Genomic DNA, 4,598 nt, shown 5'->3' with positions numbered 1-4,598 from the left:
GTCATCGCCAGCCCCGCGCGTTTCCATTCCGCCCTGATCGGCCAGGCCGCAGCGGCCGGAAAACACGTCTTCTGCGAGAAGCCCGCCGGTCAGGGGCTCGAGGAGCTCGACGCGGCCCTTGACGCCGTCGACGCCGCCGGGGTGCACTTCCAGATCGGCTTCAACCGCAGGTACGCCGCAGACTTCCAAGCGGCCAAGAAGGACCTCGCCGCCGGAATCGTGGGGCAGCCGCAACTGCTTCGTTCGCTGACCCGGGACCCGGGCACGGGGAGCATCGGCCACGCCGCAAGGATCCCCGCGTGGACCATCTTCCTCGAAACCCTGATCCACGACTTCGACACCCTGAACTGGTTCAACGAAGGCGCCGAACCTGTGGAGGTCTATGCGGTTGCCGACGCGCTTGTGGAGCCGGGACTGCGGGACCAGGGGTTCCTGGACACCGCCGTCGTGACCATCCGCTACAGCAACGGCGCGATCGCCGTCGCCGAGGCGAACTTCAGCGCGCTGTACGGCTACGACATCCGCGGCGAGGTTTTCGGCTCCAAGGGCATGGTCCAGGCCGGCCGCGCCACCGAAACCGCCGCCCGCCGGTTCACCGCCGAGGGGATGTCCGCCGACACCCCACGGCTGAACGTCGAGCTCTTCCGGCAGGCCTATACAGACGAGCTGGCTGACTTCGCCGACGCCGTGCGCGCCCGGCGTGACGGTACCGCTCCGGAGTCGAAGCCCTTCACTCTCACTCCGGGAGCCAGCGACGCCCGGCGCGCACTGGCCGTGGCGTTGGCCTGCATAGAGTCCGTCAAGCGGGGGACCCCGGCAACGGTCAACACAGTGGCCGTCAACGAGAACGTGGTCCTCTGATGCGGCTCGCCGTGTGCGCTGAGATGGTCTTTACGGACTTGCCGTTCACGGAGCGGGTGCGCCGGCTCCACGAGGCCGGCTTCGACGTCGAACTCTGGGACTCGCGGCCCAAGGACATCGGCGCGCTCAAGGCCACCGGGGCGGTGTTCTCCTCCATGACCGGATACAGCTCCGGCAGCCTCGTGGATCCGGACACGGCGGACGAGGTGGTGCGGACCGCCGAGTCCCTGATCCCCACCGCCCTGGAACTTGGCGTCAGCCGTCTGGTGGTCCACCCGGCGGAACTCGTCGACGGCCACGCGGCGCGGCCTGTCTACCGCTCCAGCGGACACATGTGGGCCACCGGCGCCCGGACCCTGGAACGGCTCGGGAAGCTCGGTGAGAAGCACGGGGTGACGTTCTGCCTCGAGAACCTCAACACCATCCGGGACCACCCCGGCATCCCGCTGGCACGGGCCAAGGACACCCTGGCGCTCGTGCAGGCGGCCGGGCACCCGAACGCCAGGCTCATGCTGGATCTCTATCACGCCCAAATGGGGGAGGGGAACCTGGTCGAGCTCGTCCGGACCGCCCTGCCATACCTCGGCGAAATCCAGGTGGCAGACGTTCCCGGCCGTTGCGAACCCGGAACCGGGGAAATCAACTACGCGGCCGTGGCCAGGGCGCTCGCGGACGCAGGCTACGAAGGAACCGTGGGCATGGAAGCGTGGGCCAGTGGCGACAGTTATGCGGCCCTGGAGGCCTTCCGTGCGGCGTTCACCGTGCCCGCACCAAACATGAGAGTAGAAGTATGAAAGACGTAATCCTTGGACTCGCCGGCGTTGGGCGGATCGGGGTCATGCACGCCAACAACATCGCCGCCCTCAACGAGGTCCTGAACCCACAAGGGATCCGTGTCCGCCTACGCCTCACCGACGTCGCCGAAGAGCACGCCCGGACGGTGGCACGCGTTCTCGGTGCCGAATTCCTGCCCTCGGTCCAGGCGCTGCTGGCCTCGGGGCTGGACGGCCTGGTCATCGCCACCGGAACCGGAACCCACCCCGAGCTCATCAAGGCCGGCGTGGACGCCGGGATCCCGGTGTTTTGCGAAAAGCCCGTGGCCCTGAACGTGGCCGACGCCCTGCCGGTGCTCGACTACATCCGGGACCGGAACGGCGTGGTGCAGATCGGGCATCAGCGCCGGTTCGACGCCGGCTACCTGGAAGCCCGCCGCGCTTACCAGGCCGGCGAGCTGGGCTGGATCCATTCCCTGCGTGCCGTCACCTGCGACATGACGCCGCCCCCGGTCGAGTTCCTGGCCAGCTCCGGCGGGCTCTTCCGTGACTGCTCGGTCCACGATTTCGACATCCTCCGCTGGCTCACAGGCCGCGAAATCGTCGAGGTCTACGCCAAGGGCTCCAACAACGGGGATCCGGCCATCGGTGCGGCCGGCGATGTGGACACGGCCCTCGCGCTGGTGACGTTCGACGACGGCACCGTGGGAACGGTTTCGGCGACCCGCTACAACGGGGCGGGCCATGATGTCCGGCTGGAAATCCAGGGCTCCCGCGGCTCGCTGATGGTGGGCCTGGACGACAAGACGGCATTGGCCTCCGCCGAAGCGGGGATCGCTTTCCCCGCGGGGAAGCCGCATCTGACGTTTGCCGAGCGGTTCGAGACGGCGTACCGTTCCGAAATGGAGGCGTTCGTCGAACTGATCCTTGGCCGCCGGGAGAATCCATGCACTCCGGAAGACGCCGTCGCGGCCTCCCGGGTTGCCGATGCCGCCCAGGAATCGCTGGCCACCGGTGCCCCGGTCAAGGTGACGGTGAGCGTCGGCAGCTGATTACGGACCGGGGCGTCCGGCTCAGGGCCGGGTGCGGCACGCCTCGACGAAGGCCCGGAACGGCGCGAGCCGCTCCCCGGCCGGGAGCTCCAGGGCCTCGGGGTGCCACTGGACCGAGGCCACCCAGCGCTCCGGATCCTCCAGCGCCTCGACGGTCCCGTCCTCGGCCACGGCCGTCACCTGCAACCCTCCGGCCACCCGGGCCACGGCCTGATGGTGGCCGGAGGCGATCTTCACGTTCACGGCACCGGAACCGCCGCCGTAGAGCGCGGCCACCCTGGAGCCGGCCCGCACCGCCACCTCATGCCAGGCCCACGGGCCGGCCCCGTGCACCGGCGCGGGCTCGCGGTGCGCCACCGTCCCCGGCGCCATGTCCTGGATGAGCGTCCCGCCGTAAAGCACATTGAGCAGCTGATGCCCGCGGCAGATGCCGAACACAGGCAGCCCGGCGTCGATCGCAAGACGCGCCACGGCGAGATCCAGCGCGTCCTGGCCAGGGCTGACGTCGTAGCAGACGTCACCGCGCAGCTCGCCGTAGAGGGCGGGGTCGAGGTCGCCGCCGCCGGGAAGGACGACGCCGTCAAGGCAGGCCATCGCCGCGGCGAGGCCGCCGTCGTCGGGCCCCGAAGCGTCGAGCAGCACCGGTTCGCCGCCGCCCTCGCGCAGCAGCCCCACGATGTACTCGAACAATGCGTTGGCTTCCGCCACGCGCGGGTCGGGATCGGAGGAACTGCTGAGGCGGACGGGAACGCCGATGCGCGGCCGGCCGCGAAGGGGGTAGCGGGAAGTCTGCATGCCTCATTCTGCAACACGATCGCGGACTAGGATTACTAGATGAATCCCCGCTATCTCGTGTCCCGCAGCCGGTACATCGCCGCCGCCCCCGAAGCCATCTTCGAGGTGCTCGCCACGCCTGCCCTGCACAGCGTGATCGACGGCTCGGACACGGTCAAGGGCGTCCAGCCGCGCGGGCCCGGACGGCTGTACCTCGGCGCCAGGTTCGGCATGCAAATGCGCATGCGGGTGAACTACAAGATCCTGAACAGGGTCTGCGAGTTCGAGGAAGGCCACAGGATCGCGTGGCGGCACTTCTACGGCCACGTGTGGCGCTACCTGCTGGATCCGGCCACGGGCCCGGACGGTACCCCCGGCACGCTGGTGACCGAGCAATGGGACGCGCGGCGGGTCCGTGGAAAGAGCTTTCTCCGGCTGGCCGGCTACCTGCGCCGCCATCCGGTCAATTTGGAACAGACGCTTGCCAAGCTCGACGCCTACATGGCTGCGCACCCGGACATGGGTAATGTGGATGGCAGCACGAAACGAGACTGAAGGTGGGAACTGGGATGGGCCGCAGGACACTGGTCGACGATCTCGTCGACGGCCTGCTGACCGAAATCCTTGACGGAAAGCTCCTGCCCCACAACCCGATTCCGCCCGAGGCCGACATCGCCAAGGCCTACGGCGTTAGCCGGCTCACCGTGCGTGAGGCCCTCAAAGCCCTCCGGGCGCAAAACATCCTCTATGTGAAGGCCGGCCGGGGAACCTTCGTCAATCCCACGGACAACTGGACCGGCCTGGACGCGATCTTCAAGGCAGCCTCCCATGGCAATGCGGCCGACCAGGTCTCGGTGGGACTGATTGAGATGCGCCGCATGGTGGAGACCGGGGCCGCGGCGCTCGCCGCCAAACGCTATACCCCGGAGCAGGCCGAGCGCATGCGCGAGTGCATCGCGGACATGAAGCGCTTCCACGACTCCGGCGACCTGGACCGCTTCGTAGAGGCGGACATTGGTTTCCACGACGCCGTCCTGAAGGCGTCCGGCAACCCCTTTGTCCGGGCCCTGTTCGCCCAGCTGGGCCAGCTGCTGTACGTGACCCGGCGCGAAACGTCGGCCGTCGAGGTGATCCAGCA

Annotated in this window: 6 protein-coding genes; 5 read left to right on the top strand and 1 reads right to left on the bottom strand. The window is 68.6% G+C overall.

Going from position 1 to position 4,598, the window contains the following annotated elements:
* The 3 genes from LQV45_RS18345 to LQV45_RS18335 all read left to right on the top strand — a co-directional run.
* Positions 1 to 861 (top strand): Gfo/Idh/MocA family oxidoreductase (locus tag LQV45_RS18345; protein ID WP_230008254.1); only part of this gene is annotated, 861 nt, incomplete at its 5' end.
* Positions 861 to 1,655: a TIM barrel protein gene (locus LQV45_RS18340; protein ID WP_230008253.1), complete on the top strand. Its 795-nt coding sequence runs from the start codon at positions 861 to 863 to the stop codon at positions 1,653 to 1,655. The genes LQV45_RS18345 and LQV45_RS18340, both read left to right, overlap by 1 nt.
* The gene (locus LQV45_RS18335; RefSeq protein WP_230008252.1) at positions 1,652 to 2,686 is read left to right on the top strand and encodes a Gfo/Idh/MocA family oxidoreductase; all 1,035 of its coding nucleotides are present in this window, start codon (positions 1,652 to 1,654) and stop codon (positions 2,684 to 2,686) included. Before LQV45_RS18340 ends, LQV45_RS18335 begins: the two co-directional genes overlap by 4 nt.
* A gap of 21 nt (positions 2,687 to 2,707) precedes the next feature.
* Here the strand turns inward: LQV45_RS18335 and LQV45_RS18330 are convergent, their stop codons facing one another.
* Entirely contained in the window at positions 2,708 to 3,481 is a 774-nt protein-coding gene (locus LQV45_RS18330) for a gamma-glutamyl-gamma-aminobutyrate hydrolase family protein (RefSeq protein WP_230008251.1), read from the bottom strand.
* 39 nt (positions 3,482 to 3,520) lie between these two features.
* On the opposite strand from LQV45_RS18330, the gene LQV45_RS18325 reads away from it, so the two are divergent.
* Complete coding sequence (locus LQV45_RS18325; protein ID WP_230008250.1) at positions 3,521 to 4,015, top strand: SRPBCC family protein; 495 nt, start codon at positions 3,521 to 3,523, stop codon at positions 4,013 to 4,015.
* Positions 4,016 to 4,029: 14 nt separating this feature from the next.
* Positions 4,030 to 4,598, top strand: a 569-nt coding sequence (locus LQV45_RS18320) for a FadR/GntR family transcriptional regulator (RefSeq protein WP_230008249.1), incomplete at its 3' end; no start/stop codon positions are given.

The sequence above is a fragment of the Microbacterium sp. Bi128 genome (assembly GCF_918698205.1).
This window is presented reverse-complemented; position numbering and strand designations above follow the sequence as displayed.